The sequence below is a fragment of the Ameyamaea chiangmaiensis genome, assembly GCF_013376175.1.
In the GTDB taxonomy this organism is placed as follows: Bacteria; Pseudomonadota; Alphaproteobacteria; order Acetobacterales; family Acetobacteraceae; genus Ameyamaea; species Ameyamaea chiangmaiensis.
Map to the genome: position 1 here is coordinate 1 of NZ_JABXXR010000193.1, position 4,220 is coordinate 4,220.

Annotated in this window: 4 protein-coding genes; 1 reads left to right on the forward strand and 3 read right to left on the reverse strand. The window is 68.4% G+C overall.

Annotated elements, in window-relative coordinates; all coding sequences use genetic code 11:
- The 3 genes from HUK82_RS14845 to HUK82_RS14855 all read right to left on the reverse strand — a co-directional run.
- Positions 1 to 1,891, reverse strand: a 1,891-nt coding sequence (locus HUK82_RS14845) for an FUSC family protein (RefSeq protein WP_176614693.1), incomplete at its 3' end; no start/stop codon positions are given.
- Positions 1,888 to 2,367, reverse strand: a complete 480-nt coding sequence (locus HUK82_RS14850) for a MarR family transcriptional regulator (RefSeq protein ID WP_176614694.1) — start codon at positions 2,365 to 2,367, stop codon at positions 1,888 to 1,890. The genes HUK82_RS14850 and HUK82_RS14845, both read right to left, overlap by 4 nt.
- Before the next feature lie 156 nt (positions 2,368 to 2,523).
- Positions 2,524 to 2,949, reverse strand: coding sequence for a hypothetical protein (locus HUK82_RS14855; RefSeq protein ID WP_176614695.1), 426 nt, complete (start codon positions 2,947 to 2,949; stop codon positions 2,524 to 2,526).
- 253 nt (positions 2,950 to 3,202) lie between these two features.
- Between HUK82_RS14855 and HUK82_RS14860 the strand changes: the two genes are divergently transcribed.
- Positions 3,203 to 4,220 (forward strand): ABC transporter ATP-binding protein (locus HUK82_RS14860; RefSeq protein ID WP_176614696.1); only part of this gene is annotated, 1,018 nt, incomplete at its 3' end.

Sequence of the window (4,220 nt, forward strand, 5' to 3'; positions counted from 1 at the left end):
CCTCCAGCTGCCCGCGCGCCAGCGCCGCGCGCAGACGCAGCGTCACCCGCCCGACCGTGAGCGCCATTAGGGCGGCGTCGGTGACATCGGCTGTGCGACGCGCGTCGGCGACGAACGAAAAACGCTGCACCAGCCGCTGTATCTTCTGTATCTGCAGGTTTTCCCACACGACGGGGTCGAGCACCCCCTGCGCCGGCCGGGCCAGTGTCTGGATCGCACGGACCACGGACTGCGCCAGCCGCGCGCAGTCGAGCCTCTGATCCGCCGGTAGAACGACCCGGAACACCAAGACCAGACACGTCGCCGCCAGCAGATAGGCCAGCCAGGTGTTGGTCAGGGCGATGTCGTCGTAATGGCTCGGGTTCTGCACCTGCACCATGGCGTTGAGAAACACGGCGTAGCCGAAGCCGCGCATGGCGTGGCGGGGGTGGAACTGGATCCAGATCCCCGGCAGGAGCCCGATGGCAAGGCACATCACCAGCAGCGGAAAACCGTCCACCTGAGGCAGCAGCCATGTCTGCAGGACGAAGGCCATGGGTATTGCCGCCATGGTGCCGGACGCGAACTGCACGGCGACGCGCGTGGCCGACGGGCTGGTCGCCAGCAGGCACGACGCCGGGACGAGATAGGCCAGCATCGCCGGCCCGGACTGCCACCGGAAGACGTACCAGACCATGCAGGCGATGAAGGTGACGAACATGCCGCGCGCGGCGTTGCGAAAGGCCGACGGCCACTCGAACAGAAGCCGCAGGCGGGCACGGTCGCGCGTATGTCCGCCAAGGTTTTCGAGGGCTGCGCGCATCTGTTCGAGAACCTGTCGCTCGCTGTCGATGATCGCCAGCGCATAGAGGTCCTGCGTGCGTTGCGTCAGGTCGTCGAAGCCACCCAGAGCGTGGTCGAGTTGCCCCAGCAGCGCGGGGTTCGTGGGCGCCTCGAGCAGCGATCCCGGCGCGTTACTGATCAGGCGCATGGCTTCTCGCGTGCGGGCGCGGGCGTCGCGCGCGTTAGGGTCGCGCGTCATCAGGGTCTGCCAGGCCGGGTGATGGGCGCCAACCAGTCCAAGAAGGCGTGAAACCCCGATTCGCAGGCTGCGCGCGCGGCGGCTGATGGTGAAATTGTCGGCCGCGGCATACTCCACGGCCTCGACCAGGGCGCCGGTGGCGGCCAGGATCCGTCCGCGCTCGGTGTAATAGGTCGTGGGTGCCTCGCGAAAGGTCTCCACCGTTTCCTGCACGTTTTCGGCGTGATCGGGTGCGTCGCCGAAATACTCCGAGGCGTGTTCGAACAGGGCGGCGATCTGCCGGGTCGTGGTCTCGACCTGCTGAAGCACGCGTGAAGGCCGGCTGACCGTGGTGACCAGAAACACGAAGGCCGTGGAGGCAAGTCCGACCGTGACCGCCGACAGGCGCGACATGGCCGACAGGAAGATGCCGTTGGGATCGTCGAAGGCCGGGGCCGAGACGATCACGATGGTGTAGCCGGCCAGCACCGCCGCGTAAGCCTTGAAAAAGCGCAACAGGGTGGCCACGCAGCAGGCGGCACCGATCAGCACCGACAGCACCAGCATGTACAACACCGACGTCTGCGCGAAGAGCGCCATCATGACGACGGCCGTGGCCGCCCCGATCAGCGTGCCGGTCAGACGCCACACGCTTTTGGACAACAGCGCGCCGACCGTCGGATTGGCGACGATCAGCGCCGTGGTGACCGACGACATGGGCGAGGCCAGCTGGAACGTGAACGACAGGCCCAGCGCCAATGCGATGGAGGCCAGCGCACGCGCGCTGTAGAACACGCGGTCGCGGAGCGCGTCCCACGGCGGAAATACGGTTGCGATGAGCTGCGCCACCCGTTCGCTGCGTGCGGAGGGCGAGGTGACCGCGTCGCTCACGATCCGGGCCCTGTCCGAGTGCCCGCCCGGGCGGCGCTGTCGACCCGGTCGAAAATCCCGGCGCAGAGACGCAGTTCCTCTACCGAAATATCGGCCAGAAGCCGGCCCGCGACGCCGTGCACGGCGTCGAGCACCTCGCGCCCGAACCGTGTGCCTTCCTCGGTCAGGCTCACGCGCTTGGAGCGCCGGTCGCGGCTGTCGGTCTCGCGCGCGATCAGACCTCGTTTTTCAAGGACATCGAGAAGCCGGCCAAGGGAGGGTGCCTCGATCGACATGGCGCGGGCCAGGTCGGTCTGATGAATCGGAGGTGGCAGGATCGCGAGGTAGAAGATCGGCCGCCAGGTCGCATCCGACATACCCAGAGGACGAAGCCGCACGTCGATCTCGCGCCGCCATGCCGTCGCCAGACGGACAATCTTCTGGCCGAAGCGTCGTTCGAGCTGACTGCGTTCCTCGGTCTGGGCCTGGGTGAGCATGGGGTCCGTCTAATTGCCGTCGGTGCTAATTATTTGCATCCTTACTATTCCGGCGCAACGTGTTTGTCCCATGCCCGCGGACATCGGAGCATTGCTATCTTCGCATAGGGCGCGTGATGTTTTTCTGTCCCGGGGCCGAAGCCCCGGGAGTCGCGTTCAGCGGCGGCGCGCGAACAGGGCCCGCAGGATGCCGCCAAAGCCGCGTCCCATCGGACCGGCCAGCAGGACAGTCGCCACCGAGGCCACGGTCAGGGACTGTTTCACCGCCTCGATATGGCGGTCGCGGATGAAGCGGGCCTCGATCTCCACCGGCCCGGGGAGCGAGCGGCGACCGAGAAAGCCGAAGATCAGCAGCAGAAGCACATCGACGCCCAGGACCGAGGCCGACGCCCCGATCACCGTCATGTGCGCCGCCTGGAGAAACACCGCCCACAGCAGTCCGTGCACCGCGACGAACGCGGCCAGCGCGAACATGCCCGCGATCAGCAAAAACGCGACCTGCCGCCCGTAGCGGACTGCCCTGCGCTGGAGAATCGTGCCCTGCGCCTCTAGCGCGGCCATGCCATGTTCGGCGATCTTCATTGTCTTTTCGCGCACCTTATACTGTATCGGCATACGGCCGGTCGGCGGGACGGGGCGCTGGTCGCGACCCGGGGACGGAAACCCGCGTTTCCCGTGTAATCAGGCGGCAATCATTGATGATTTTGCCTCTCTTGGCAACGGCGGTCGCCGGGCCCGGACGGCGTGGCGCTGGTCCTGCGTGCCGCAAGGCCCTAGAACGGGGGCTGCCGCCGTGCCTTCCCGCCGTTCCGACCCGTAAAGCCGCCCCGCCGTCATGACCGCCGTCCTTCGCCTCGAGGCGCTTCGCGTCACCGTCCATGTTCCGCCCGTATCGCTGGGGGTCGAGCCCGGCGGCCTGCTCTGCCTGCTGGGCACCCGGCCGGAGCCCCTGTCGGACCTTCTGGACGTGATCGCCGGTCACCGTCCGGCGGCGCTGGGGCGCGTGTGTGTGGAGGAGCGGGCGCTGGGGGGACTGGGGCCGCCGGCGCGCCCGGTCGGGCTGGTCAGCCCGCGCGATCCGCTCTTCGGGCATCTGAGCGTGCGCGACAATGTTGCCTTTTCCCTGCGCGCGCGGCGACGCTCGCCGGCTGAGACGGCAGCGCGGGTGGGTCAGGTGATGGCCATGCTGGGTCTGGATGGCCTGGCGGACCGGCCGGTCGCGGCGCTGGACGCGGCATATCGGGTCCGACTGATGCTGGCGCGGGCGGTGGCCTTCGGGCCAGCGGTGCTTTTGCTGGACGATCCGCTGGCGGGCCTGGAACCCGGGGCCGTGGCGGCCCTGACCCGCGTGATCGCCCGTCTGCCGTCCATGCTGGGCGGCGCGGTCGTGCTGTCCACCACCCGGCGCGAGGAAGCGCTGGCGTTCGGCGCGCCGATCGCGCTGTTCGACGGGCCGAGCCTGCTTCAGACCGGGACGGCGGCCGATCTTCTTGACAATCCGGGCGATGACGGTGTCGCGGTCCTGTTTGGTGAGGCCAATGCGCTGCGCGGCGTTGTGACGGACATTGCCGACGATCTGGCGCAGGTGCATCTGTCGTGCGGGGCGGACGTGGAGGCACGCGCCATGCCAGGTCTGGAACCGGGCGTGTTGTGCCGCGTGTGTATCCGGCCCGACCGCATCGCGCCGCTTTTTCCCTCCCGTCCCGGCGCGATGGGCGAGGATGAGGGCACGCTGGCGGCGCACCTGGCCGATGCCGCGCATCTGGGAACCCGGCTGCGCCTGCGGTTTCGGCTGGCCGACGGCACGGAAGTCACCGCCCATCGACCCCCGATCGCCGCGCTGCCGGGCATGG

Bases quoted from the DNA above. Each gene is read 5' to 3' on its own strand.
- HUK82_RS14850 (WP_176614694.1), bottom strand. From the start codon at position 2,367: ATGCTCACCCAGGCCCAGACCGAGGAACGCAGTCAGCTCGAACGACGC.
- HUK82_RS14855 (WP_176614695.1), bottom strand. From the start codon at position 2,949: ATGAAGATCGCCGAACATGGCATGGCCGCGCTAGAGGCGCAGGGCACG.